This is a genomic window from Psychromonas sp. 14N.309.X.WAT.B.A12, from assembly GCF_030397575.1.
Classification (GTDB): Bacteria; Pseudomonadota; Gammaproteobacteria; order Enterobacterales; family Psychromonadaceae; genus Psychromonas.
Genome location: NZ_JAPNXS010000003.1, coordinates 295,789 through 322,774, shown reverse-complemented (window position 1 = coordinate 322,774; position 26,986 = coordinate 295,789). Strand labels below are relative to the sequence as shown.

Annotated in this window: 24 protein-coding genes; 7 read left to right on the top strand and 17 right to left on the bottom strand. The window is 37.5% G+C overall.

Annotated features, from left to right (window positions below; translation table 11 throughout):
* Positions 1 to 26: 26 nt before the first annotated feature.
* Positions 27 to 1,655, bottom strand: coding sequence for a methyl-accepting chemotaxis protein (locus OW492_RS06330; protein ID WP_290039084.1), 1,629 nt, complete (start codon positions 1,653 to 1,655; stop codon positions 27 to 29).
* Between the two features lie 283 nt (positions 1,656 to 1,938).
* Here OW492_RS06330 and OW492_RS06325 point away from each other — a divergent pair, with 283 nt between their 5' ends.
* From OW492_RS06325 to OW492_RS06305, 5 genes are all read left to right on the top strand, one after another.
* Complete coding sequence (locus tag OW492_RS06325; protein WP_290039083.1) at positions 1,939 to 4,182, top strand: peptidase U32 family protein; 2,244 nt, start codon at positions 1,939 to 1,941, stop codon at positions 4,180 to 4,182.
* A 972-nt stretch (positions 4,183 to 5,154) separates the two neighbouring features.
* Positions 5,155 to 6,759 carry an ABC-F family ATPase gene (locus OW492_RS06320; protein WP_290039082.1) on the top strand — a complete coding sequence of 535 codons (1,605 nt, stop codon included), beginning with the start codon at positions 5,155 to 5,157 and terminating at the stop codon, positions 6,757 to 6,759.
* Between the two features lie 116 nt (positions 6,760 to 6,875).
* Positions 6,876 to 8,096 carry a DEAD/DEAH box helicase gene (locus OW492_RS06315; RefSeq protein ID WP_290039081.1) on the top strand — a complete coding sequence of 407 codons (1,221 nt, stop codon included), beginning with the start codon at positions 6,876 to 6,878 and terminating at the stop codon, positions 8,094 to 8,096.
* Between the two features lie 316 nt (positions 8,097 to 8,412).
* Positions 8,413 to 8,823, top strand: coding sequence for a hypothetical protein (locus tag OW492_RS06310; RefSeq protein ID WP_290039080.1), 411 nt, complete (start codon positions 8,413 to 8,415; stop codon positions 8,821 to 8,823).
* Positions 8,824 to 8,902: 79 nt separating this feature from the next.
* Entirely contained in the window at positions 8,903 to 9,313 is a 411-nt protein-coding gene (locus OW492_RS06305; RefSeq protein ID WP_290039079.1) for a hypothetical protein, read from the top strand.
* Positions 9,314 to 9,403: 90 nt separating this feature from the next.
* On the opposite strand, the gene OW492_RS06300 is transcribed toward OW492_RS06305, so the two are convergent.
* The 3 genes from OW492_RS06300 to ahpC all read right to left on the bottom strand — a co-directional run bounded on the left by OW492_RS06300 (position 9,404) and on the right by ahpC (position 12,399).
* Positions 9,404 to 9,562 (bottom strand): YqaE/Pmp3 family membrane protein, encoded by a 159-nt coding sequence (locus OW492_RS06300; RefSeq protein ID WP_113818064.1) that lies wholly within the window; start codon positions 9,560 to 9,562, stop codon positions 9,404 to 9,406.
* A gap of 481 nt (positions 9,563 to 10,043) precedes the next feature.
* Positions 10,044 to 11,639 (bottom strand): alkyl hydroperoxide reductase subunit F, encoded by a 1,596-nt coding sequence (ahpF, locus tag OW492_RS06295; RefSeq protein ID WP_290039078.1) that lies wholly within the window; start codon positions 11,637 to 11,639, stop codon positions 10,044 to 10,046.
* 196 nt (positions 11,640 to 11,835) lie between these two features.
* Positions 11,836 to 12,399 carry an alkyl hydroperoxide reductase subunit C gene (gene ahpC, locus OW492_RS06290; protein WP_290039120.1) on the bottom strand — a complete coding sequence of 188 codons (564 nt, stop codon included), beginning with the start codon at positions 12,397 to 12,399 and terminating at the stop codon, positions 11,836 to 11,838.
* Between the two features lie 582 nt (positions 12,400 to 12,981).
* On the opposite strand from ahpC, the gene proB reads away from it, so the two are divergent.
* The gene (gene proB / locus OW492_RS06285; protein WP_290039077.1) at positions 12,982 to 14,082 is read left to right on the top strand and encodes a glutamate 5-kinase; all 1,101 of its coding nucleotides are present in this window, start codon (positions 12,982 to 12,984) and stop codon (positions 14,080 to 14,082) included.
* A 109-nt stretch (positions 14,083 to 14,191) separates the two neighbouring features.
* Here the strand turns inward: proB and fruA are convergent, their stop codons facing one another.
* From fruA to fruB, 3 genes are read right to left on the bottom strand one after another with little or no spacing between them, the layout of a single operon-like run.
* Positions 14,192 to 15,937: a PTS fructose transporter subunit IIBC gene (gene fruA / locus OW492_RS06280; RefSeq protein WP_290039076.1), complete on the bottom strand. Its 1,746-nt coding sequence runs from the start codon at positions 15,935 to 15,937 to the stop codon at positions 14,192 to 14,194.
* A gap of 30 nt (positions 15,938 to 15,967) precedes the next feature.
* Positions 15,968 to 16,927 (bottom strand): 1-phosphofructokinase, encoded by a 960-nt coding sequence (pfkB, locus tag OW492_RS06275; protein ID WP_290039075.1) that lies wholly within the window; start codon positions 16,925 to 16,927, stop codon positions 15,968 to 15,970.
* A 2-nt stretch (positions 16,928 to 16,929) separates the two neighbouring features.
* Entirely contained in the window at positions 16,930 to 18,063 is a 1,134-nt protein-coding gene (fruB, locus tag OW492_RS06270) for a fused PTS fructose transporter subunit IIA/HPr protein (RefSeq protein WP_290039074.1), read from the bottom strand.
* Between the two features lie 264 nt (positions 18,064 to 18,327).
* On the opposite strand from fruB, the gene cra reads away from it, so the two are divergent.
* Positions 18,328 to 19,308: a catabolite repressor/activator gene (cra, locus tag OW492_RS06265; protein ID WP_290039073.1), complete on the top strand. Its 981-nt coding sequence runs from the start codon at positions 18,328 to 18,330 to the stop codon at positions 19,306 to 19,308.
* Between the two features lie 13 nt (positions 19,309 to 19,321).
* On the opposite strand, the gene thiQ is transcribed toward cra, so the two are convergent.
* The 10 genes from thiQ to OW492_RS06215 all read right to left on the bottom strand — a co-directional run bounded on the left by thiQ (position 19,322) and on the right by OW492_RS06215 (position 26,977).
* Complete coding sequence (gene thiQ / locus OW492_RS06260) at positions 19,322 to 20,032, bottom strand: thiamine ABC transporter ATP-binding protein (RefSeq protein ID WP_290039072.1); 711 nt, start codon at positions 20,030 to 20,032, stop codon at positions 19,322 to 19,324.
* Complete coding sequence (gene thiP / locus OW492_RS06255; protein ID WP_290039071.1) at positions 20,025 to 21,647, bottom strand: thiamine/thiamine pyrophosphate ABC transporter permease; 1,623 nt, start codon at positions 21,645 to 21,647, stop codon at positions 20,025 to 20,027. The genes thiQ and thiP overlap by 8 nt, the downstream gene beginning before the upstream one ends.
* 21 nt (positions 21,648 to 21,668) lie before the next feature.
* Entirely contained in the window at positions 21,669 to 22,670 is a 1,002-nt protein-coding gene (gene thiB / locus OW492_RS06250) for a thiamine ABC transporter substrate binding subunit (RefSeq protein ID WP_290039070.1), read from the bottom strand.
* A 326-nt stretch (positions 22,671 to 22,996) separates the two neighbouring features.
* Positions 22,997 to 23,290 (bottom strand): S24/S26 family peptidase, encoded by a 294-nt coding sequence (locus tag OW492_RS06245; protein ID WP_290039069.1) that lies wholly within the window; start codon positions 23,288 to 23,290, stop codon positions 22,997 to 22,999.
* 31 nt (positions 23,291 to 23,321) lie between these two features.
* Positions 23,322 to 23,825 carry a superoxide dismutase, Ni gene (sodN, locus tag OW492_RS06240; RefSeq protein ID WP_290039068.1) on the bottom strand — a complete coding sequence of 168 codons (504 nt, stop codon included), beginning with the start codon at positions 23,823 to 23,825 and terminating at the stop codon, positions 23,322 to 23,324.
* A complete protein-coding gene (locus OW492_RS06235; protein WP_290039067.1) occupies positions 23,822 to 24,034 on the bottom strand; it encodes a hypothetical protein in 213 nt (70 codons plus the stop codon). Before OW492_RS06235 ends, sodN begins: the two co-directional genes overlap by 4 nt.
* A 49-nt stretch (positions 24,035 to 24,083) precedes the next feature.
* Entirely contained in the window at positions 24,084 to 24,527 is a 444-nt protein-coding gene (locus OW492_RS06230; RefSeq protein WP_290039066.1) for a hypothetical protein, read from the bottom strand.
* Positions 24,528 to 24,917: 390 nt separating this feature from the next.
* Positions 24,918 to 25,322, bottom strand: a complete 405-nt coding sequence (locus tag OW492_RS06225; RefSeq protein WP_290039065.1) for a GFA family protein — start codon at positions 25,320 to 25,322, stop codon at positions 24,918 to 24,920.
* A 66-nt stretch (positions 25,323 to 25,388) separates the two neighbouring features.
* Positions 25,389 to 25,850 (bottom strand): DUF3465 domain-containing protein, encoded by a 462-nt coding sequence (locus tag OW492_RS06220; RefSeq protein ID WP_290039064.1) that lies wholly within the window; start codon positions 25,848 to 25,850, stop codon positions 25,389 to 25,391.
* 74 nt (positions 25,851 to 25,924) lie between these two features.
* Positions 25,925 to 26,977, bottom strand: coding sequence for a DUF2955 domain-containing protein (locus OW492_RS06215; protein ID WP_290039063.1), 1,053 nt, complete (start codon positions 26,975 to 26,977; stop codon positions 25,925 to 25,927).
* Positions 26,978 to 26,986: the final 9 nt, after the last annotated feature.

Genomic DNA, 26,986 nt, shown 5'->3' with positions numbered 1-26,986 from the left:
TATAATTAAATAAGGTTTAAACAAGCTTAATTCACTTTAAACTGAATAACATTTTCACTTAATTGCTCAGACAACTCATTTAGCTCAATTGATGCGTTATAAACATTTTCAGAAACATCTAAACTTTCTCTATTTTGATCACTCACGTTTATTAAATTACTATTAATATCTTCAGATACATTACCTTGCTGCTCAGTAGCTGTAGCAATTTGAGCGACCATATCACTAATTAAATTAGTTGAATCTTTGATATTTTCAAACATCGTTTGAGTTTGTTCAGTGGATTTTACATTACGATGTACTTTATCAAAACCATCCTCGATGGACACAACTGCATTTTTCACACCGGCCTGCAACTTATCAATCATCTGTTGGATTTCATTAGTAGACTGCTGCGTTTTACTTGCTAATGAACGAACTTCATCGGCTACTACCGCAAACCCTCGACCATGTTCACCAGCTCGGGCAGCTTCAATAGCAGCATTTAATGCCAATAAGTTGGTTTGATCTGCAATATTACGAATAACATCCAACACCACCGCAATATTATTCGACTCTTCAGTGAGTGTTGTTATATCGTCATTGGCACGTTGTATTGACTGTGATAGTTCTTTCACATCTTGCACAGACTGGTCAATTAATACCATACCATTGTTGGTCATTTCAGTCGTTTCGTTGGTTGCTGTTGATGCATTTAAAGTATTTTCAGCTACTTCGCGAACAGAAGCACTGAATTGGTTAACCGCTGTTGCAATGGCTTCAATTTTTTGATGTTGTGATACATTTAGGTCTTTACTAGAAACAGACATGTCTCTTAGCCCTTTTGCATTACTATTTAATGAAATACTATTTTCTTTAATTAATGTAATTAGGTGCTGTAACTTATCAACAAAGAAATCGAATTCATTAGCAAGCTCACCTAACTCATCTTTCCTTTGAGAAGAGATGCGTTGAGTTAAATCACCATCTCCTTCACGAATTTGCTTAATACGTGTAGTTAAATCATCAATACCATCTACTAGCACTTTTGGTACTAGGTAGGTTAATACCGCCGATACAATAACGACAAAAATAATAAAACACAGTAACCAAAATTTATCACTCTCAACTTCTGCGTTAACCTTATCAATAGTAACTTGAGACTCTTTATAAAGCAGCTCTCCAGCGGTATCAAGTATGTCTCTTAGTTCAGAAAAATGTTGTCGATTAACTGTAAATAATAACGCTTCCGCTTCCGCTTTTTTACCCTGCTCAAATAATTGAAAGTATTCATCCGAATCTTTTTTCCAAATGGAATAACTCTCATCAAAACCTGTCAATTTATCAATGATCTCAGGGTAGCCTACTAATAACGCACGATACTCTTGCATTTTGTCTGTTGTTTGCAGAGCATTTTCTTCAAAATCTTTTTTAAATGCAGGATCATTTTCATGTAAATATTCGAGTTGTGCGACATAAGCTTGATAAAGATCTCTATCGGCATTGAGAGCTAGCGATAAAGCCGGAATAAAACGATGCCCTTCCGTTTCAATACCGTCAGTTAACTTAGAGGTGACTGAGTTGTAAGCGACAACGACTAGAATTAAAGAGATAAACACTAACCCGATGGATAATGATAATTTAATTCTAATACTTCTACCTATAGTATTTAACAATGTACTTCTCCTTGCTGTTATTACTTTTCATCCATTAATACCTATATTGTAGTAGAAAAATAAAAATAAAAAGTAGATAAACGTAGAAAAATAACAATTTAAAGCATTAATTTATTTACAACGCCCGCCAATATTTAAAATGGCGAATTAATTAAAATGTTGCGACATATGGAGCCGGGTAAAAGCCGCTTCAAACTCCCTTACAATCTAATGCCATAGTAAATGTAGTGATATAAAGGTAAACTCCAGCCCAAAGTAATATATTAAACAGACGGTGAATAAAATGAGTAGAAAAATTGAATTGTTAGCCCCAGGTGGTGATGTTGATGCCATTAAAGCAGCCATTATCGCGGGAGCTAATGCCATCTACTGTGGCTTAGATATTTTTAATGCTCGTAACCGTGCTGCAAACCTATCTTTTGATGAGCTAGTCGGAATAATTAAATTAGCACATGAATACCAATGTGAAGTTTTTCTGACCTTAAATATTGTTATTTTAGAGCATGAATTGCCAGCATTAACCAAGCTATTAAATCAATTAGTTAATACCGGTATTGATGGGATCATTGTGCAAGATCTTGGCTTATTTAACTTAGTTAAAAAATTCTTTCCAAGCCTACATATTCATGCTTCTACTCAGCTCACCACACATAATGAAGGTCAAGTACTGTTCCTGGCTAAAATTGGAGCAACACGTGCCAATTTATCACGTGAATTAAATCTGTCTGAAATCAAAAGCCTTACCGCATTAGCACACGATAATGATGTATTAACGGAAGTGTTTGTTCATGGCGCATTATGTATTGCCTTTTCAGGGCAATGTTATTCAAGCTCAGTAAGTGTTGGTAACTCTGGTAACCGTGGCCGTTGTAGTCAAGCTTGCCGTGATGAATATGAAGAAACCAATGCAGGTAACAAGTACCCGCTTAATTTAAAAGATAATTCAGCTTGGTTCGACTTACCTGAGTTAGTTGATGCAGGTGTCGATTCGCTAAAAATTGAAGGGCGTATTAAAGGGGCACAATACGTACATACCGTTGTTGATAGCTGGCGCCAGCAGATCAACCAATTTGTTGATACGGGTAAATTACTAGCTGATGATTCTGCGTTATATAAAGTATTTAATCGTGACTTCACTAACTCTTTCTTAAAAGGCAACTTAACCAAAGATATGTTTATCGATAACCCACGCGATAACAGCTTTAGCCATGCCAATGAAAAGAGTAATGCCATCTCTGTTGTACAAATCCAAGAAGCGCAAGACATGCTTCGTGACGACAAAAATAAAATAGTAGATGAAGTAGCAGCAAAAGTTGCTACCTTAAACATTGATAAAAGTGATCTATCACTGCGCTTTTCAGGACAGTTAAACAAACCATTCACAGTAACAATTGTTATAGACCAAAAAACCATGGTCGTAGAATCAAGTTCTAATCTGATTAAATCTGAGCAATCTGCAGTCACAGAGGAAGCCATTGCAAAACGCTTTAAAAGCTTCAAAAACAGCCGTTATAATGTTGCCGAGTTTGACTTTTCAGAATTGGATGCAGGCTTAACTATCCCATTTAAAGAGTTAACCGATGTTAAAAATAAAGTCGCTTATTACCTTAATGGTGAAAAGGAAGTTATTCCTGCTGTAACTATCCCAACATTAACATCGCACCCAAAACTCAATGAAAAACCAACCCTATCAATGTTGATCAGCGATGAAAAAGATGCCTACCTTGGCGATCTAACCGAGGCTGATATTTACTTTAAACTACCTGAAAGCTTTAAAAAACGCTGTAATAAACAACGTGATATTTTAGCACGTAACCCGCGCTTTATTCCTTGGTTCCCAGCAGTATTGATCGGTAAAGATTACATCGAAGCCGTACGTATTTTAGAAGAGTTAAAGCCAAATCGTATTGTTACTAACAATACAGGTATTGCTTATAAAGCCTTTGAAATGGGTATTGAATGGATAGCAGGTCCATTTTTAAACACCACTAACTCTTACGCACTATTAACTATGCAAGAAGAGCTAAACTGTGCAGGTGCATTTATCTCAAATGAGATTAACCGTAATCAAATTAAAAACATCAAACGTCCAGCTAACTTCAAAATGTTATACAGTATTTACCACCCTATTTTGATGATGACTAGTCGCCAATGTTTCTTCCAACAAACCGTTGGATGTAACAAACCTAGTATCGAAGATGGTTGTATGTTGAAATGTCAAAAAGCCACAACGATCACTAACGTTAAAGGCATCTCTTTTGCTGTTGATAAGCAACTAGGTGGTTATCCAAGTATTTACAACCATGAACAATTCTTAAACTTTGAAGCAATTAAAGACTTCTCAAACTTATTTGATGAATTCTTTATTGACCTAACGGATATAGGTTCAGGTTCAAAAGAGAAACAAGATAAGGCGGAGTTAATTAAATACTTTGAAGATTTCTTAGCAGGCGATCAACAAGCAGAAGTCACTGTGACAAATTTAATTCCTGTGTCGACCAATGCACAATATCAGCAAGGACTGTAAATAAAGGTAAGGAGCTATACTTATAACAGTTTATGTTTAGCTCCTTATTTTATTAACATTTTCAATTGTCTATTGTCTATTGCATTGCATTTTGTGGCTCTTTTTGCAGCAACTCTTTCAAAAAAGCTTTCTCATCTCTTTCTTTATGAGCACTATGCAACTCCAATATCCTCGCTAAACCTATGAAATATAGATAAATGGGGTATAAATAAAAAGTCCAATCATAGCGGTCATCTAGGCCCAACAAGATCGTGTTTTTTGATAGGCCACACACCAATCAAGCTAAGTACCCAGCCACTACAAAAAAACCAATAAAGATAAATGAGCGTTAACCATTAGCAGCAACAGTATTTTCGAGTGCTGTATTACCGTTTCAAATCAATGGTCGGATAATGAGCCAAGCATAAACTTTTTATCTGACCTTAAGGCTAATAATACACTGTCTTTTTTCACCCAATATATTGACTCTATTTCGCTAAAAATCTCCCCCTGCAGCTTTAATCAGCCCTTGGTTAATAGTGATATACTCTTCAGTTATGATGATTTCGGATTTTTCCAACAGGATACTGTCCGCATAGACATTAAAACAAAACCCAACACAAAAGGGGACAAATATCCCCATCACTCAAAACATAAAGATATTTCTCTTTTGATTGGATATCAGTTTTTCAGCAAAAAACTTGTGTTCCATAAAACATATTTAAACGCCATAAAAACAACTACATTAAGCGGTTAGAGACACCTATTAACAAGCTAAAAATAAAAGTACTCCTAAAATAAAAGCGTGCATTTATTTTTAATCACGAAGGTATAAATAAAGCTGATTAAAAATAAACCAAAAAAACGCTGCTTTTCATCACATAATTCGATATTTTCGCTGCTTAATCTGTATACTGCCCGACCTAAATATTTCTGTAGCTTGATAATGCTATTTTGCGTATCACGCTACTCTTAACTGATGGAATCTTGATTTTGATATCTACCGCAAACATTACAATGCAATTTGGCGCTGAGCCTTTATTTGAAAACATTTCTGCCAAATTTGGTAACTACAACCGTTACGGTTTAATTGGTGCAAATGGCTGCGGAAAATCAACCTTCATGAAAATCCTAACTGGCGCACAAGAGCCAAGCGCTGGTAATGTTTCTTTAGATCCCGGCATAAGAATGGGTACCCTAAGTCAGGATCAATTTGCCTTTGAAGAATACACTGTTATTGACGCGGTGATCATGGGTGATAAAGAGCTGTGGAAAGTCAAACAAGAGCGTGACCGCATCTATAGCTTGCCAGAGATGTCAGAAGAAGATGGCATGAAAGTGGGCGAACTAGAAAGTGAGTTTGCTGAAATGGACGGTTATACGGCAGAAAGTCGTGCTGGTGATATCCTTTTAGCAGCAGGTATTGAAGAAGAGTTTCATTTTGGTTTAATGAAGCAAGTTGCGCCAGGTTGGAAACTGCGTGTGTTATTAGCACAAGCATTATTCGCTAACCCAGATTTACTATTACTGGATGAGCCAACCAATAACTTGGATATTAATACTATCAACTGGTTGTCTGACGAGTTAAACAAACGCCGTTGTACTATGATTATCATCTCGCATGACCGTCATTTCTTAAACTCAGTTTGTACACACATGGCAGATATCGATTACGGTGAATTACGTATTTACCCAGGTAACTATGAATACTTCCTGGAAGCATCGTCATTAATCCGTGAGCAACTATTATCTGAGAATGCTAAGAAAAGCGCTGAGATAGATGAACTACAAGACTTTGTAAACCGTTTTGGTGCTAATGCGTCTAAAGCGAAACAAGCAAGTTCACGTGCTAAGAAAATGGATAAAATCAAGCTTGATGAAGTGAAGGCAACCAGCCGTCTGCATCCTTCTCTATCTTTTGACGAAGGTAAAAAAATGCATCGCCAAGCACTAGTATTAGAAGGCTTAGGCCATGGCTTTGATGAAGGGCCATTATTTAGCGGTGGTGATATCATTTTAGAAGCTGGAGCTAAACTGGCAATTATTGGTGAGAATGGTGTCGGTAAAACTACCTTTATGCGTTGTTTAGTGAATGACTTACAACATAACGAAGGTGTGGTTAAGTGGTCTGAAAATGCCTCTATCGGTTACTGTCCTCAAGATAGCTCAAAAGACTTTAACAACGATCTGACCTTGATGGATTGGATGGGTCAATGGCGTACAAGCAAACATAACGATTTAATGGTGCGCGGTATTTTAGGGCGTCTACTCTTTACTGATGATGACGCTAACAAAAAAGCACGTAACTGTTCAGGTGGTGAGAAAAACCGTCTGTTATTTGGTAAATTAATGATGCAAGACGTCAATGTATTAGTGATGGATGAACCTACTAATCACATGGACTTAGAAGCTATTGATGCTTTAAATAATGCCCTAAAAGAATTTAAAGGTACCTTGATTTTTGTGAGTCATGACCGTGAATTTGTATCGTCATTAGCAACACGTATTATCGATATTAAAGATAAACAAGTTATTGATTTCCAAGGTACATACAACGAATACCTAGCAAGTCAGGAAGAAGCTAAGAAATTAGCTTAATCACCTATTAGTGGAGACGGTGAGATGGTTCAATGAATCAATCACCGTTATTCAACAGAATATAACCCTATAATGGTCAGTTTAACTGGCCATTATCGTTTTAATTAGAGAAATTTATGTCATTTTCATCCCTTGGATTAAGCGATCCAATTGTACAAGCAGTCACCGAGCAAGGTTACCAAGCACCAACGCCTATTCAAGAAAAGGCAATTCCTAAAGTGTTAGCAGGCAAGAATGTCATTGCAGCAGCACAAACAGGAACCGGTAAAACAGCCAGCTTTGTATTACCTATTTTACAAAAATTAATTGATGCGCCAATAGTTCGCCCTAAACGTGTTCATGCAATTATTTTGACGCCAACACGTGAACTTGCTATTCAAGTTGAAGAGAACATTCAACATTACGCTAAACATATCAATATTAGCTCAATGGCTATGTATGGCGGTATCGACATCGAACCACAGAAGCAACGCTTGATTGATGGCGTAGATATACTTGTTGCTACACCAGGCCGTTTATTGGATATGTACACACGCCGTGCTATTCATTTTGATGAAACCACTATTTTAGTCATCGATGAAGCTGACCGTATGTTAGATATGGGCTTTATTAGCGACATTAATAAAGTGGTTGAAAAGTTACCAGAGCAACGTCAAAACCTATTATTTTCAGCAACCCTATCAAAGCAAGTCCGTTTCCTTGCAAGAACAGCAGTAACAGATGCCGTTGAGATTTCAATAGCACCTGAAAATGTCACCGTGCCGAAGATTGAGCAACATTTAATTACCGTCGATAAAGAGTTTAAATCGGCATTGTTAAGTCATTTAATTCATGACAATAAATGGCAACAAGCGTTGATTTTCATCGAAACGAAACGTGGTGCAGCTAAATTAGTGAGCCAGCTAGAAAAGCGTGAGATTGCAGCAGAATCTTTCCATAGTGGTCGTAGCCAAGCGATGCGAGAACAATTAATGGAGGAATTTAAAGCAGGTAAAATACAATTCTTAGTGGCAACGGGTATTGCGGCACGTGGCATTGATATTGATGATTTAGAACGCGTGATCAACTACGATTTACCTGATGAAGCTGAAGATTACGTACATCGCATTGGTCGTACAGGTCGTGCAGGGGCTGCTGGCGAAGCGATTTCATTAGTCTCGCGAGATGATTTCCGTAACTTATGCGCCATTGAACAACACCTAGGTTACTTTATTAAACGTGAAGTGATTGAAGGATTTGAGCCTAAATTAGTTGTGCCTAACTCAGATGCCGCTTATGCACCTAAAAAAGCACAAAAAGGCCGTCGTCGCCAATCATCAAAACGTCCAAATAAATAATCTTTATTGAAAGGGATTGAGTCACGATCTAGTTAAATAATTTCATAACCAGTAGCTTAAAAAGTGACTTAACCAAAATATGAATCAGTTGCGTCCCCTATGTGTCGCAACTACTATTCTCTACTTACCCAATCAGTCAGCTATCCCATTAACAATAATTCAAAGCAGATAACTTAATAATAAATATAACTTTTATTAATCATCACTGGATTTCCCATTTATTCTAATTAAATTTCAAAATTGTGAAATTAAATTGAATAGCGCTAGGTCTTTATTAATTCCAAACTAAAATTTTTAAAAATCTAAGGAAAACCTAATGTCACAAGCTTTATCAACGGATACAAAAAGTCGTCTGCAATGTGCTCTATTAGCACTGCGTTTAGGTGTGTTTATCGTTATGTTCATGTGGACTATGGATAAATTCGTGAATCCAGCTCATAGTGCAAAAGTATTTGAAATATTTTACGGTGTAAGCTCAAGCACACTTGCAGTTTATATACTAGGAGCAGTGCAACTGGTATTAGTATTAGCTTTCTTAGGTGGGATTAAAAAACGCCTAACTTACGGTTTAATTTTCATTTTACATGGTGCATCAACTTTATCAGCTTACAACCAGTACATGGATGGCTTTAATAATCTACTGTTCTTTGCAGCTTGGCCAATGTGGGCAGCTTGTTTTGCACTTTATTTACTACGTGATGAAGATGTAAAGTTCACTATTAAGTAAGATATCGCACTAATAACAACCCAGCCTTGACGCTGGGTTTTTTATTGATATATCGATACTTTTAACCAAGGAAGTTTTAATGTCTCAATCTATTTCCCCCGTATTAATAAATCGTCTACAAACTAGCTTATTCTCACTGCGTTTAGGTGTTTTCATTGTTATGTTTGTTTGGACCATGGATAAATTTGTAAATCCCGGTCACTCAGTTGTGGTATTTGAAAAGTATTATGGACTAGGTAGTAGTGACTTAATCAGTTACCTAATCGGATCCTTACAATTGCTTTTAGTATTAGCTTTTGTAGCAGGTATTAAGAAACGCTTTACTTATGGACTGATTTTTTTAATGCACGGTGGTTCAACACTTTCTGCTTTTGCAAAATATGCAGATCCGTTTAACAGCTTGCTGTTTTTTGCAGCTTGGCCGATGTGGGCTGCGTGCTTTGCCTTGTACCTATTACGCGATGCAGATGTAAAGTTCACGATTAAATAATAGGAAACCTAAATATAAAAACAAAAATGCCTCAGCCATAAGATGACTGAGGCATTTTTATAACGAGACCTTAACCTTAAGTTATTAGACCTAACGCGTCGTCACCCATAAAGCATGTATAATCCCCGGAACCCAGAAGAAAATACTTAAAATTAAGTTAATTAGAAAATCTTTTCCTAATCCAAACTTCAACAATACCGCCAGTGGTGGTAAGAAAATACAAATAATAATATTTATTAGCTGATTCAAAATATCCTCCTGAATTTAAAGTAATCATTTTATCTACAATATCATAACCACAGCTATGTGCTAAATTTTTCGTTTTTAATCAAAGTGCAAGCCTAAACCTAGAGAAATAACTCTAAAATTGCACAAGCACTCTTTGTGGCCAGACTTTTGAACTGAGTCTGCCTTAGCTATAAACACGCACTGATATTATGTTTGGAGTGATTAACAAGTAAAGCGTTAAAGAATTAATGACGTCGAAGAGGATAGATGAACACCAATTTAAATAAGTATTCTAAATTTTGCGCAGGAGAAATGACTTAGTTTAAGACGTAAATGAAATATTCTAAAGATTAACTCTTTAATTTTCTGCCAGGAAATTAACGAAAAGACGATGAATGAGTCTAACTGATATAAAACAAAAAAGGCCAACTACATAGTAGTTGGCCTGTTGTCATAATTAGCCACTTTGTTAAGTGGCTATAACAAAAACTGTTATTGTAAATTAAGCGACTTCAGCGACTTTTGTTACTGGAGCTGGGGTTCTAATTAAGTGGTCAAATGCACTTAAGCTTGCCTTAGAACCTTCACCCATTGCAATGATAATCTGCTTGTAAGGAACCGTTGTTACATCACCTGCAGCGAATACACCTGGTAATGACGTTTCACCTTTTGCATTCACTTCGATTTCACCACGTGATGATAAAGCAACACCGCTATCTTTTAAGAAATCACTGTTTGGCACTAGACCGATTTGCACAAAGATACCTGATAGTTCAACTTCGTGTTCTTGGTTGCTAACACGGTCAAGGTATTTAAGTGAAGTAACACGAGTACCATCTCCAACCACTTCGGTTGTTTGTGCACTTTTAACAATGTCGATATTAGCAATACTGTTTGCTTTATCTACTAATACTTGGTCTGCACGTAATGTATCAGCAAACTCTAAAACAGTTACGTGCGCTACGATACCAGCTAGGTCGATTGCCGCTTCAATACCTGAGTTACCACCACCAATTACCGCTACTTTTTTACCTTTGAATAATGGACCGTCACAGTGAGGACAGTAAGCAACACCTTTATTGCTGTATTCTTGTTCACCAGGTACGTTCATTTTTCTCCAACGAGCACCTGTTGATAAGATAACGCTACGGCTTTTTAATGTTGCACCGCTTTCTAATGAAACGTGGATGTAACCATCTTCTGTTTTTTCTGCAGCAACAACTGAGTCAGCACGTTGCTCATTCATGATATCTACATCGTATTCTTTAACGTGTTCTTCAAGAGCAGCAGCTAATTTAGGACCTTGAGTCTCTTTTACAGAGATAAAGTTTTCAATCGCCATTGTATCCATTACTTGTCCGCCGAAACGTTCAGCAACAACACCAGTACGAATACCTTTACGAGCAGCGTAAATAGCTGCAGATGCACCTGCAGGACCACCACCAACAACGAGTACTTCATATGGTTCTTTTTCATTTAACGCCGCAGCTTGTTTTTTCGCAGCCCCCGTATCAACTTTACTTAAGATTTCAGTTAATGTGATACGGCCCTGTGTAAATACTTCACCGTTTAAGTATACGCTTGGTACAGCCATGATGTTACGCTCTGCAACTTCGTCTTGAAACGCACCACCATCAATCATAGTCGCTTTGATGTTTGGGTTAATTGCAGCCATCATGTTTAATGCTTGTACAACATCAGGACAGTTCTGACAGCTTAGAGAGATGAATACTTCAAAGTTAAACTCCCCTTCAAGGTTGCGTACTTGCTCAATCACTTCTGCATCAATTTTCATTGGGTGACCACCAGTATGCAATAATGCTAATACTAACGATGTGAATTCGTGACCCATTGGTAAACCAGCGAAACCGATAGCTGTATTTTTCGTTGGATTAACCACTTGCATGATTGGTTTACGAGTACTTGCAGATTGATCTTCAACTACAGATACTTTATCATGCAATGATGCAATATCAGTTGCCAGTGTTTTCAGTTTTTTAGCAGTTTCACTGTCATCAAGACTAAGAACAAGTTTTACTTCAGTTTTTAAGTTGTCTAAGTACGCTTTTAATTGCGTCTTCATATTTTGGTCTAACATAATCCCACCTTTGTAATTTTTTATAGCTGTGTTTGTGCACGTTTAGTAAAAAACGTGAGTAAGCAAATTGGTTAATTTAAAAATCGACTCTCTCGTCAATAAGGCTTTATAAAAATCTATTTTTAAATGACCTCAGTCTTGCAGACTAAGGTCTATTTAGTGCTAAGCAACAAACAAGTTACTTAGCTTTTTAGACTTAGATTTTACCTACTAGGTCTAAAGAAGGAGCTAGAGTTTCTTCACCTTCTTTCCATTTTGCTGGACATACTTCACCTGGGTGAGCAGCAACATATTGAGCAGCTTTAACTTTACGTAGTAAGTCTTCAGCGTCACGGCCAATACCTTCAGCAGTGATTTCCATTGCTTGGATTGTACCTTCTGGATCGATTAGGAATGTAGCACGGTCTGCAAGGCCTTGACCTTCACGCATAACGTTGAAGTTATTTGTGATGTTACCTGATTGGTCACCAACCATGAAGTAGTTGATTTTACCAATAGTCTCTGAACTGTCGTGCCATGCTTTGTGAGTGAAGTGAGTATCAGTTGATACAGAGAAAACTTCTACGCCACGCTTTTGTAATTCTTCGTAGTGATCAGCAACGTCACCTAATTCAGTAGGACATACAAAAGTAAAGTCAGCTGGGTAGAAGAAAAAGATAGACCATTTACCTAGTACGTCTTTTTCTGAAATTTCTACGAACTCACCAGATTTAAAAGCACTTGCGTTGAATGGTTTCAATTTAGTATTGATCATTTTGATATTCCTATTAAGTTTGGGTTATTTACTTTTTGAACTCGTTCCTCGAGTCCATGAGAAGCATTATGTAGTAAAAATCTCAATAGGTAAAATTGTTAGTTTCAATTAGTTTAATAGCCAATGACTATTTTTTGTTTTTAATAGGTTTTTGAAGGTGAGCGCTAAAGTATAAAATAAAAGTACGACAATCAAAAGTAGATTTATAATAAAGCCTGAACTTTCCAAGGTATAACGAGTCTATTTCCTGTGACTAAAAATTAAACAAAAAGTTGTTATAAATATGTTACACTAGATTTGATTACATATTTAAGACTCTTTTTTTTATGTAATTAATCTTTGAATCAACCTAGTAAGGCAGGACATAAAATAATGGCTCTCATGAGAAATTATCGTATATCAACAAACCTTCCCCCTCCAAGATCCACCCGTTCCTAAAACACAATCTAACAAACTAATTATCCGAATAGAGCTATGAAATTGCTGATTTAACATAGTCATCTAAAGCAGTTAATCGCTTCTTACTCTTGCGATTAATGTTGTATATAAGAATAAAGAGTAATGCAGTAAAAAGCTAAAAGAGAAAATATGAAAAATCATAAGTGGAATCGAATTGTATTAAAAGTTGGTAGTGCACTAATAGCCCCTGAAAGAAAAGGCTGCAGTTCTCGTTACCTATTACATATCGCCAAATTTATTTTACAATGCCGAGACAGAGGCACAGAAGTCATCCTGGTATCTTCAGGCTCAGTAGCCGCAGGCGCTCACTTCTTTGGCAACATTGACAAGCCTTCATTACCAATAAAAAAAGCGATGGCTGCAGCGGGTCAAAACGAGATGATGGCTGCTTGGGATCGTTTCTTTGATTTCCCTTCTGCACAAATTTTATTAACTCACGGTGACTTCCAAGACCGTGAACGTTACGACAGTGTACGTGAAACTATTTTTGCATTACTTGACCATGGTATTTTACCGGTAGTAAATGAAAATGATGTAGTAACAACTGACGCATTAAAAGTAGGCGATAACGACAATCTATCTGCAATGGTAGCCGCAGCGGCGGATGCAGATGCTTTAATTATCTGCTCAGATATCGATGGTCTATACGATAAAAATCCGCATACTAATGACGATGCGGTAATGATTAAAAACGTTAATACTATCGACCAAAGTATTTTCGATATGGCCGGTGGCGCACATAGCAGTGTAGGTACTGGTGGTATGCAAACTAAAATAGAAGCTGCAGAAAAAGCAACATCACATGGTTTAACCACTTACATCATTAACGGCTTTAAAGAGCACTCTTTTGAACAATTAATATTAGGTAAAAATCCAGGTACTATTTTTGCCCCTTATGCGAAACCAATGGAAGAAGACTTACATTGGATGACACATACATCAAAAGCTCAAGGCGAAGTCGTTATTGAAGATGGATTTGAATACCCACTCGATGAACATTGTGACCAACTAACTAGTAATGAAATCCTTGAGGTTCATGGGGAATTCTCTGCGGGTGATACGATATTAATCCGAAGTGACGATGGTAAACACGTAGCGAAAGCAGAAGCAAACTACAGTAGTTGCTTACTTAACTATATTACTGAAGATGAAAGCGACTCGCATCACCAAACGGGTCCATTAGTTTCTGATAAAAACATCGCAGTACTAGAACACGAATCAGCAGATTAATTGCAACATTAAGTTGGTTGATTAAAAAAGGGGGATAACGATCTTAATCGTTATCCCCCTTTTTAGTTTTATCAATCTAATTTATAGCAATCACACTTATTTAATATGATTATGCACTAGCGGCTTTAACATCCGCTTTATTTTTTAAAAAAGCATAAGTAAAACCAGTCACTAATGTCCCTGCGGCAATCGCTACCAAATACATTAATACAGGTGTAATTGCGTTTGGAATAAGTAGTACAAACAATCCACCATGAGGTGCTAATAACTGCGCACCGAATAACATAGATAAACCACCAGTAATTGCGCCACCTAACATACAGCTTGGAATCACGCGCATTGGATCTTTAGCTGCAAATGGAATCGCACCTTCAGAAATAAAACATAACCCTAATACAAAAGAGGCTTTACCTGCTTCTTGTTCAGTGGCAATAAACTTTTGTTTCGCTAAGAAAGTCGCTAAGCCCATCCCTAAAGCAGGTACCATACCCGCCGCCATAATAGCAGCCATTGGCCCATATGACTGAGATGCTAACAAACCAACACCAAAGGTGTAAGCTGCTTTATTAACTGGACCACCTAGGTCAAAACACATCATACAACCTAGTACTATGCCTAATAGCACCGCATTTGTTGAGCCCATATTAGTCAAAAAGTCAGTTAATGCGGCCATAATTGCAGCCACCGGACCACCAACGATATAAATCATCACTAGACCTGTAACTAAACTCGCTAAAAACGGAATAATTAAAATAGGTTTCAATGCTTCCATAGATTGCGGGAGTGATACCTTGTCAGCAATAAACTTAGCCGCATAACCTGCAATAAAACCAGCAGCAATCCCGCCAAGGAAACCAGCACCTAATTGACTCGCTAACATACCTCCAATTAATCCAGGTGCCAATCCAGGTCTGTCAGCAATTGAAAAGGCAATAAACCCTGCTAAAACTGGAATCATTAACGCAAAGGCTGCACCGCCACCTATATCCATTAGTGTTGCCGCTAAAGTCCCCTCTTCTTTAAAGGCTTCAATACCAAAGACAAAGGACAAGGCAATTAATAAACCACCTGCAATAACCACAGGCAGCATATGCGAAACACCTGTCATTAGATGTTTATAAGCACCTTTTTTCTCTTCTGTAGCAGTATTGCTTGAGTTACCCGTTCCTTTATAAATACTCGCTTCAGCAAACGCTTTATCGATCTCTTGTTGAGTCTTCTTTAGGGCAAGGCTTGTACTGGTTTTATATAAACGTTTGCCATTAAAACGATCTAAAGACACTTCAATATCTGCAGCAATAATAACTAAATCAGCAGAACTGATGTCCTGATCAGTTAATTGATTTTTTGCTCCTACCGAGCCACGTGTTTCGACTTTAATACTAAAACCTTGACGCTTCGCTTCTGCTTCTAATGCTTCCGCAGCCATAAAGGTATGTGCAACACCCGTAGGACAAGCGGTAATAGCAACAATATGTTTCACACTATCAGTTTCAGAAAGTGAAGATGAAGGTGCAGAAATTTCAGTTACTTGTGTTGCATCCAATACCGTTAATTTAGTTAATGCTGTCTCTAACCATAATGTTGCGTCACTAGTGCATTCTGAAATATCTCCTTGATACACTTTTTTACCTAGAAAACGGCTGTTATCGATTTCGCCATTACTAACAATCAACACAGCGTCAGCATCAGCAATTTGTTGCTCAGTTAACACCTCAACAGGCAACACAGTTGACTGGCATTCAATCACTGCTTCTATATTTAATGTTTGAGCCGCTTTTTTTAATAAAGCCGCAGCAATAATGCTATTTGCAACACCACTTGGGCAAGCAGTTACCATCACTATATTTTTCATAATCAATCCTTAACTCAGTTTCTAAAACTATTAAAAAAGGTTATTTAACGTTACTTTTTTTTGTAGTTCAGTAACGGTTTCAATACTTTCTATCCCTACGCCAACTTGCGAAACAGCCAAAGCTGAAAGAGCAGTAGCAAAGGATAAAGTCTGTTCTGGCTGCCATGCCTGTAAATGTCCCCAGCACAAACCAGCCACTAGGGTATCGCCGGCTCCAACCGTGCTAACGACAGTCATTTTAGGCGGTTGGGCAAAACGCCATTGAAGTTCCTGTTTGTCCTTAGCTAGCCACATCACTCCTTTTTCTCCCAATGAAACCACTACATTATCAATCCCTTTAGCCGCTAAATTCTCGGCAGCTTGTTGGCAAGCCTGCGCAGAAGCAAGCTTTGTCCCTACTAATTCAGATAATTCTTCATCATTAGGTTTAATTAACCAAGGTTGTGCTGTTAACCCAGCAACTAATGCAGCACGGCTACTATCAAAAATAACTTTTTTACCCATGTCATGGAGCTTTTTAATCCAGCTTGCACACAATTCTGGTGTAATACCGGTCGGTAGGCTTCCGGCTAACACAAAAAAGTGATGTGTTTCTGCTAGCGCCCATAAATTTGTTTCAAATTCAGAGATAGCTTGTGCAGTTACCTTGACACCGGGAAAGTTGATATCGCTGACCTGACCACTTTCTTCTACTAATTTCACGTTAATACGTGTAGCGCCATCTACGCGAATAAACTGATCTTGTGCATTCATTTCTTCAAATAAAGTACAAAATAAAGCGTCATTATCGCGCCCTAAAAAACCAGTTACCGTAACGTCAGCACCTAAGTCTGAAAGTACTCTAGCAACATTGACACCTTTACCAGCTGCATGGAGTGAACCTTGATGTGCTAGATTTACTGTCCCTAGATTCAATTCACTTACACTACCCGTTAGATCTAATGCTGGGTTCAAAGTGATGGTTACTACTTTATTATTTGAGCCACTCATTTTTATCCCTCGCTTAATCCAGATGTAATGGCTTCACCGATCGCTTTTAATGCTGCCGATGCATCATCACCGTCAACGGTAAATTGCAACCTATCTCCATATTTAACGCCTAGTCCAATGACCTTCATCAAGCTTTTAGCGTTAACTGATTTTGGCTCACCATCTAGGTTTTTAACCATAATATTGGCGTTAAATAATTTAGCTGTAGCCACTAACATTGCACTTGGACGAGCATGTAACCCATGAGTATTATTGATCTTAAATGTGTCGCTCAATGCTCCATCAGTTGTGGTTTCAACGTGCTCATTTACAGTAAAATATTCGATTAATTTATCTGGAGAACTAGCTAACAACTGCGCTTGTTGTTGTTCAAAAATACAAGTGCTTAGCGCCTTTAAAAAAGCATGATGTGCTTGGTTGCATGCCGCAATAGCAATCAAACCTTTCACTTCTTTACCATTTACATTACACAGTTCATTCGTTGTCACAAAAGCCATCGCAGAACGTTTAACGGCTTTATTCTCGCTAACAAGCCATAAGCCGTTGCCCAAATGAGTTGGTTCTTTAACGACTAACTCTGCAACAAACTGGTTATCCACAGCACCTTGTTTTTTTAATAAACCACCAGCAACCGCAGTTATTTCGATTATGTCTGTCGCTGGAAAATTTAATTGAATAAGCTGTTGATTGAAATCAGCCTCAAATTGCACGTCACCATTTAATAACGAAATAATGTCTTCTTTATTGGTTGCAGCTTTTAGTTTCTCTTCTACCCCATCAACGGATAACACCTTGGTTAACTGCTTCAAGATATCTAAATGTTCATCGGATTTAGCAGCGATACCAATCGCTACATAAACTAAGTTGTTATCTCCCCAATTAACTCCATTGGGGAAGTGATGAATTACTACGCCAGTTTGATTAACTAAAGATCGGGTATCGGTTGTGCCATGTGGGATGGCAATACCGTTACCTAAGAATGTTGAGTTTTGTAACTCTCGATTTAGCATACCGTCCACATAGTCCGCAGTAACTAAATCTCGGTTATTCATCTGCTTTGCAATCGCTTTAATAGCAGCTATTTTATCCTTAGCAACCTGCGCCATGGTAATGTCGTTATTGGTTAGTTTCAGCATCAACCTGAACCTCTCACTTTTTATTTATAAAATTAACCATTACACTTTCGCCTAACTGAATCGATTCAGCAAATAGTGTAAAAAAATTCAGTTAAGTTAATTAACCAGCTAAAAACACGTTATAAAATCGCTCTTTTAAAAAGTTAAAAACACAACTGAATCGTTTCAGCTTTTATACTGAATCGATTCAGCGTATAATGCAACCAGTTAATAAAAAAGATCGTCATAAATATGATCTTACCGACAAAATTAAGGATCTTCACAATGACATTAGATAAAATTGCAAAACTAGCAGGTGTTTCAAAAACCACTGCCAGTTATGTCATTAACGGTAAAGCAAAGCAGTATCGAATCAGTGAAAAGACCCAATTAAAAGTCATGACTGTAGTTAATGAACATAACTATAGCCCAGATCATGCAGCCTCTTCTTTACGCGCAGGCAGCAGTCGCTCCTTTGGTTTAATTATTCCAGATCTTGAAAACAGCAGTTATACCAAGCTCGCAAAACTATTAGAATATAACTCCCGTAAAGCTGGATACCAAATTCTCATTGGCTGTTCCGACGACGATCCAGAGACTGAAAAGAACTTGGTAAAGGCATTACTAAGCCGTCGTATCGATGCGTTATTTGTGGCTAGTTCATTAGCCAATAGCAGTGATTACTATCTTCCTATTCAACAACAAGGCACTCCAATCATCGCCATTGACCGAGCTTTAGATGATGAGCATTTTGGATGTGTGATCAGCGAAGACTTTGATGGCGCTTATGAGTTAACCGCTTCTTTAATTTCAAAAGATGTAAAAACAATTGGTTTAATTGGGGCATTACCTAACCTTAATATTTCTCGACAACGTCATGCCGGTTTTGAAGCACAAGTAAAAGAGCGAGGTTTAATAGCTGTTAGTGGTTATGGTGATAACTTTAATAGTGAGTCAGGCAAAGCTATTTTAAGTACATGGATGGCAGAAAATAAATTGCCAGATGCAATTATTGTGACTTCTTATACTTTATTGGAAGGTATTTTGGATGTGTTAATTGAACAACCAACACTAATGGATAAGCTGAAACTAGGGACTTTTGGTGATAACCGATTACTCGACTTCTTACCTATTAAAATTAACTCATTACCTCAACAATTTGAGTTAATTGCAGACAGTGCATTAGCATTAGCACTGAATGCATCAGCTAAACGTTACCAAGCTGGCGTAGAATTAATAGCAAGAAAGATAATACTCCGTCGATAAAGTCGAACATGATTTATTGATTGACCTCTGCACTCAAAAAGCTAGCAAGACTGATGTTTTGATGGCTGGTATTTAAGTTTGCTATCTTTTCAACGTTTAATGCTTTGCCTTGATCTACAAAAATAAAGTCCGATGCAATAGCTCGTGCATCATCAATATGATGTGTCACCATTAATATAGTGACACCTTCAGATTCGGCTAACGATTTTACATGCTCTAACATTGACACACGTAAAATGGGATCTAATGCCGAAAAAGGTTCATCCAATAATAAAATAGGTTTATGTTGAGCAAAACAGCGAGCAAGCGCTACACGCTGCTGCTCTCCACCGGATAACTGCGCAGGGAAACGTTCTAATAAATCCTCAACTCCGACCTGTAGCGCAGCAGTTTGCAAACGTTTCTTATGTTGTTCATTGAGTTTTAACCCTGGGTGTAGCCCTAAACCAATATTATCGTAGGCTGATAAGTGGCTAAACAGGTTATTATTTTGGAATAGAATAGACAATGGTCGCTGATGTGGAGCACGCTGTAATATTGATTTTCCATTAATCGCTATATCCCCTTTAACAGGATCAATGAAGCCAGTTAATAAATTGAGTAAAGTACTTTTACCTGCACCACTGGGCCCTAAAATAGCGACGATGCTGGCCTCTTTAATATTCAGATCAAACGTAAAGTTTTGTTGCTGATAGTGATAATAGACTTGTGAAAACTCAATCATGCTTTGCTCTTTTTGTCTGGGGTGTTGCCTCTTTAAATAGACTTTCAATCACTATAAAGGTCCCCACACTTAATATTAATAAAACCAATGAAACGACAGCAGCAGAGTCTAACTGATAACTCCCCAGAAGCTGAAATAAATACAAGGGCAATGTACTGAAAGAATGACTACCAAATAACGCAATCGCACTTAAATCGCCGATAGATAATACAAAGCTCAAAGACATAGCCTGCAAGATGGGACGTTTTAGTGATTTCCATTCCACCCAGTAAATACGGTACAACGAAAAAATACCTAAGCTACGGCATAAAAGTTCGTACTTCTGAGCATTTTGTAACATAGGGACCGCTAAACTTTTAAGCGTGAAAGGCAAAGCCATCAATGCGTTCACAGCAATAACAATATACAAAGACAGGGAAGAAAAGCTAGAGAATTCGCGTAACAGTAAAAACAAACCAGTACTAATCACTAGCCCCGGAGTCACCAAGATAATAGTGGCTAACATCTCTATTTTATCTGCTCGGTTATTCAGCCCAACTAAACGCCATTGACGACTTGCTAAAAGAATAAAAAAAGCAAAAACAACTGCAATCAAACCAGCAAAAACAGCAATCATAATTGAATTCTTTAAGGCAAGCCAAAACCCTAGATCTGCAATGACGCCCCAAATTTTGGGGTTAATACCTGAGATAAGTACCATGGCTAAAGGGGGGACAACTAATAGTGCAATAAATACAATCCAAAACATATCCCAGCACTTAGATAAAAAAGTATCATGAGGAAACGTATTGGTTGTGCCTTGAAAGTTGGTACTCAATAATGCAGAGCGAGAAATCTTTTGAATAAATATCGCTAATATCGCACATAAACAGATTTGCCATAGCGCCAATAAAGCTCCTGCTTGTAAATCAAAATCAAATTTTATCGCTTGATAGATAGCCAACTCGATAGTGGTTGATTTAGGCCCGCCACCGAGTGCCATAACCGTCGCAAAGCTGGTAAAACAAAGCATAAAGATTAAACCGGCGGCATGGGGAATTTGCCCTGCAATGTAAGGCCACTCGACTAAGCGAAATTTATTCCAATGTTTTAAGCCTAAATGACTAGCCAGTTGATGTTGTTTCTCGGGGATAGAGTTTAAGCCTTGTAAGAAGAGACGACAGGCAAAGGGTAAATTAAAGAAAACATGTGCTAATAAAATACCATTCAAACCAAAGATAGAAAAAGGTAGGTTTATTTCAAAATACGCAAACACGTTGGCTAATAAACCGCTGTTGCCGTAAATGGCAAGAATACCAAATACAGCAACAAGCACAGGTAACACTAAAGTTGTCGCTAGTAGCTTCAGTAAAAAGTTTTTCCCCCAAAATGTTCGTCTTGAGAGAGCATGACTTATGGGTATCGCTAACACTACGCTTAACAGAGTAGATAGAAATGCCTGATAAAAGCTAAATTTAGTGATGTGCCTGTAATAGCTATCTGACCAGATCATAGCGAGATCTAGGTCAGATGAATGTGTTAATAAAGTACCGACGGCCATCGACACAAACAAAAAAATGCCAAAAGAGAGTAACAACCCAGGCATTTGAACCTTTTTAATCTGTTTCAGTATCACTCGATGACCTTAGCTAACCGCTTATTCGGTTAAAGATGTTAACCACTCTCTTGTCCATGCTTTACGATATTTATCTACTTGCTCACTATCGCAAGTTAACATTTTAACTGGCAATGTTAACTGCTCGAACTCAGTAGGTAAAAGTACGTTAGTGACAGGGTACATCCAGTTTCCTGTTGCGATTTCAGATTGGAACGCATCACTCAACATGAAACTCATAAAAGTTGTCGCCAATTTTTTGTGTTTTGTATTTTTCACAATGGCAGCGACTTCCACTTGACGATAATGACCTTCACTAAAACTAGCAGCTACATATTGTTGCTTACCTTCAGCAATAATATGGTACGCAGGTGATGTGGTATAAGACAGCACCATATCAGCTTCACCTTTTAAAAACATGCTGTATGACTCAGACCAGCCTTTTGTCACAGTTACCGTTTTAGCAGCTAGCTTTTCCCAAGCCTCTGGTGCTTTTTCACCATAAATAGTCTTCAGCCACAGCATAAAACCCAATCCAGGCGTTGAAGTACGCGGATCTTGATAAATGATTTTAAGATCATCGCGTTCTTCCACTAACTCTTTCATGCTTTTAGGAGGATTTTTTAATTTTTCACTGTTGTAAATAAAGGCAAAATAGCCATAATCGAAAGGCACAAACGTATCATCTTTCCAGCCGTCTTCTACATTCACTCGTCCCAAGTCAATATTATGCTTAGCCAGTAAATTACTTTTTTTAGCGGTAGCCATTAAACTATCGTCTAACCCTAATAAAATATCTGCTTCGCTACTTTTACCTTCTAAGCGCAAACGATTGAGGATTGTGACACCATCATCTAAGGCAATAAACTCCAGGTCACAGTTACAAAACTTTTCAAAAGAGGCTTCAATTTTAGGCCCAGGCCCCCATTCAGAAGCAAAAGAGCTGTAAGTATAAACCGTTAGTTTTTCTTGAGCAGAAGCAGCCAACGTAGGTGTTGCCATCAAAGTCCCTGATATTAATAACGTTGTTAATTTCTTTTTCACTATGTCATCCATTTATAGTTAAGTAGAGAAAGTCGACGTTTGAGTCGAAGCATACTATGACCCATTATTACCTTAGAGCCAACAGGCGTGCATTGTGATTGATTACATTTCTATGAGCAATCTAAAGATGAAATTTATTACACTTAGATCGCAAATGATTCGTGAATATGATCCACACTCAACACTAAAAAAATATTTTTATTGACTTAATTTTGATGAACATAATAGTACTACTAAATAGATGTATGAAAAAGAGTTTATTGAAAATGGAATAGGCTTTTATGATTTAAATAAAGCACTATATTAAAAGAATAAAAAACAATAACTCACGATGCCGATTTAGCACGAATACAAAAAATAACTTTACCCAAAATACGAGCCTCCGGAATCCACCCCATTACTTCAGGTTGAACACTGGTTTCATTCTCACCAGTTAACCACAGCGACCCATTGCTATTGATTTTTTGCACTCGTTTAATCATATGGTGATAAGTGGCGTGGTTAACAACCACAAGGTGACCGACTTTTATCCGAGGATAGAAACGATTAATCACCACATAGTCTCCATCCTTAAGTCGAGGAGCCATGCTCATACCTTGTATCTTAACCACGCTTAGCATTATCAACCTAACTTAATTAAAATAAACACGTTTAGGCCTTAAGATCAGGGTAAACAACATCCAGTGCTGGTGGGTAAGGACAAGCAGCTGTGTAAGTTTTCACACCTTTTGTCAGCCAAAATGCAGCAGCAAATTCATTAACTAATTCAACAAGTTTCTCACCTTCTTGTCGCGCAATACTTTGCTTACATTTCGAAGCTTGTAGCATAATACTATGAGTCAATTGGTGGGCATTAGGTAGTTGCTCAAACCGTGGTGCTTTAAAGTAATCCCCCCAAATGATACGTACTGCTTCTTTCACTTCAGTACTTGCAGACTCTTTCTCAGTAACTAGACGTGCGACTTGTGCGTAATCTGTAACACCTAACGTACCTTTATCCTCTACTTCTTTGATTAAATCCATCAAACGTACACAGCTTAATGCAGCAAGCTGCGCTGTAGATGGGTCATAAATCTTACATGGAATATCACAGTGTGCTTTTACTGTTTTAAAGTTAACTGCTGTATCGATCGATTTAATAAGACGATGAATCATACTTGCTCTCCTTTTTTTGCGCTGTTTTTATCACGATTTTTTTTATACACAATGCCAACAACAGCCACTGCAGCAACAGCAAATACTGTTAATAAATGAATGGAATTACTCGCCCAATGAGAATGGTCATGTCCCGGGTGAGCTTGTGCAACTTGGCTAACCGCCATTAGTGCACTTAACACCGTTGAGCTTTTTAATATTTTTTTCATCTTTACTTCCTTTCTGGTAAACATAAAAGACCTCTATAGAGGCAGAGAGTTAATGGTGGATGACTTTTTTAGAATAAGTCCCATAACCAATAAATGTACTGAATGATTGTGGTTCATCGTCAGGTGATTGCTTAGCTTGTTTTTCATTAAACATCTCCCATTCACAACGAATTCGGGTGATGGCATGCATGACTAAACAATAATGTCGGCCATCAACATCGGCGCGTGTCAGCACCGCCTGTAGAAAGTTAATACCGTTCTCATATTGGCTGTTTGCTAATAATAGGTTTTCCAATGCGCTATAGGCATCAGCAAGATTCAAAAAACTGACGGCAGCAGCTGAAATATAAGATTCCGCATCAAGCGGAAAATTGTCATGAAAAATGGTTTCTAAGGTGTTTAGCGCTTGTTGATTCAAAATAACTGCATCAGAGAATTCATTGCTTGAATAAGCTTTATTAGCTCTTTTGGTTAAATTTTCCCAGCTTTGCATGGCGCCCTCACTTAATCAACAATAAAAAGTAATAAGAATCATTATCAACAATAAAAAAGAAAAACTCAACCATTTAATAATAGTTATCATTTCTATTTAATTGAAATTTCCAGCTAAGGAAAATTGACTACAGTATTAGTATTTATTGTAGGAAAACAGCGGGTATAAAAGCCGCTAAAATGCAGCTTATTTAACCTAGATTCTGGTTAATGGAAGCGGAATTATATTTAAAATCACAATATTATATTTTATGACGATACGGCGCCGTTAGTTTTGCCTAGTTCAAGGTAAATCATTGAAGTAATGACGGATTATTGAGAGATCATTTAACGCAAAAACCCGTAAAAAGAATGGTGTCGTATCATTTTGCTTATCCAGAACTGAGGATATTTAGTCAGGAAATTTATCGAAAGACTTAGCAATAATACCTTGATCATACCAGGCGGCCTTTTCTGAGCAAAAAATATTGTCCTGTGGAGCAATGTTAGGGACACCATTAAGACAACCAACGGGAATGATTAAATCCTTTTGATTACGGGAAAGGTAAGGTACTGGGGCGCCACATTCCCCACAAAAAGCTGTTGAGATTGCTCGACCAGGCACATCAAAGCGCTTAACTAAGCTTTCGCCACTAAGCCATTTAATATTGTTAGGTTGAGTAAAAATATTTGCAGCATGTGCTGAACCAGTTACTTTTTGACATTGAACACAATGACATAAATGAAAATCATTAAAGTCATTTTCACTTTCAAAATAAACTTTCCCGCATAAACAGCTACCAGAAATACTCGACATTTTGCCTCCTAAAATAACATTAAAGACTATTTTACCTGAGAACTAATAAGGTAAACACCGCGATCTTTACTGATATATTTCACCTTTATGCTTTAACCAACCTGCTAGATGTTTACCTTTCGGATCTTTATGTGTCCAATGCACAACGCCTCCTTGCGCATTCCATTCATATTGTCCATAAAACTCAATACGGTCACCACGAGCAATATTATTAATACGCGGTGCTAAATCGATATTATGAGCAAATAAAATAGTTTGGCCAGAGGTTAGTCGTAGAATGAACTTTTGATGACGAGATCCTTGGTTGTCATCTTTTAATAACTTAACAACAACACCGCTTCCTGTTACTTGTATTTCGCGCTTTTTAGCTTGGTAAGCAGCTTGAATATCTTCACTTACATCACGCTTGATGGACAGTGCAGGTGTCTCTTTTTTCTGCACTACATTGGTATTATTTTTACTCTTATTGCTTATCCATTGGTATAAGCCAAAAGCAAGAAAGATGAGAATAATGATAATGTTTTTCATGGTTTGTACTCAATATAGTTCAACACTGTCACCATGATAAAAAATAAATTAATACTCATGATCTGTCCCTGAAATTATAGATAGGTGTGGTGGCGTGTAACGCTAAAACGATTCAAGATAAGATGCATAATATAAACAGCACTTAAACTCACAACGATAGCCACTGAAACAGAGCTAAAACGATATAGAGTGCTATAAAAAAATGTCTTGTCTGGCCCTAAATACTGACCAAATAAAATACCAAAAGTCGTTAACACACCAAAGCCTATGCCTGGTGCCCCGCCTCCTAAAATATGAAAACGAGCAAAGATAAAAGACAACAACCATAATATAAAAACAGAAAATAATAAAACATCAGCGTGATTATATAAAAGTAATTGTGATACTAAGGCGATATTACAACCAATAAAAGTCCCTAGTGCTCTACGCCAACTTGCGGTGCCAACCGCTTTCCAACACAGAGAAAAAAGAATTAAAACTGTTGACGCTTGCGCAGAAATAGAATCATTTAAATCAAGCACTTGGAAAGCAACAAATGATAATGTTGCCACACTTGCACATAACAATACTTCGTGACGAATACTCTCTTTGCTTTTACTCGGTAAACTCCTCGCGGAACGAGGACTTACATCAGGAAAAATGAAATGCATTAACAATCCAATCATTACTGTTAATGTAATTGCAGTTATATTGCTGACAATTAATGGATATATGCTGCTTGTTTGATCAATATAGCTAGAATAATGTAATTGAATCGACAGGCTAACTACGCCTAAGGCACCAAATAAAAAAGCGCGGCCATTGCTCATTACAAAAAACAATACACAAAAACTTAAAAAAGTGAGTCCGGTCATGACTACAGGTAAATGAGAAAAGTAGCCCTGCAATACTAATACAACAAAAGCACAGTATAAAGCTGAGCCAAAAAATTGCCCAATTACACTTTTACTTATGGTCGGGACCAAACCTAGTATCAACATTGGGTAAACCGTAAAAAAGATACCGTAGGGCCATTCCAGTAACTTACAAATAGTAAAGCCAAGAGTACAACCACCAGCAACCCTTAATGCTTGACGTAACCCATTTCCATCCAATTCTGGTGGCTTTGCTTTAGTTATTTGTGTCATAACGCCTCC